The sequence below is a fragment of the Candidatus Glassbacteria bacterium genome (assembly GCA_019456185.1).
Taxonomy (GTDB): domain Bacteria; phylum Gemmatimonadota; class Glassbacteria; order GWA2-58-10; family GWA2-58-10; genus JAJRTS01.
On record VRUH01000185.1, the window covers coordinates 287 to 856 of the forward strand.

Annotated in this window: 1 pseudogene (running past one end of the window); it reads right to left on the minus strand. The window is 56.8% G+C overall.

Annotated features, from left to right (window positions below):
• Positions 1-401: pseudogene (locus tag FVQ81_18775) on the minus strand (OmpA family protein) (it extends 40 nt beyond the left edge of the window).
• Positions 402-570: the final 169 nt, after the last annotated feature.

A 570-nucleotide genomic window follows, 5' to 3' on the forward strand; every position in this document is an offset into this window, starting at 1 on the left:
TTAAGATTGTACCCCTCGTCGCCGACCGCATCGGTGTACCCCGTCACCCTGACCGAGCCACCGGGGTAGAATTCCAGCAGTTCCTGGAGAGTCTTCGCCAGCCCCGCCAAGCGTTTACGATGCAAGTCCGTCAGGTCCGACTTGTCGAATCCGAATTCGTCCAGCACAAGATAGCCCCTCATGCGGGCGAACGACGGACCCGGACGCAGCCGGACATCCGCCGCGCCGGGCAGTGCTTGGCGCATGATCGTACCGCCCGCCACGCTGGATTTCCGCCCCGCCAGCGCCGAAGCCGTGGGAAAGTGCGAACTGGCGGCGCTGGGGTGGTGGGACGGCTCTGCAGTGCGATGAATTGCGGTTGGCCTCGCAAATTTCTTAATACAAACCGTTTGTAATTTCATGGCATGGCCTTGAGTATTCTCCTGGGACGTATCCGAGCAGCCACCTCCCAATGTGGGCGATTACCAACGAGTTACGGAATGTCAGCCCCATTAGGATTCTTTTGATTAAAGACCTACCTTTTCATAACACATTAGCCTTGTGATTAAACTAAGGGTTCTTCTTAGACGG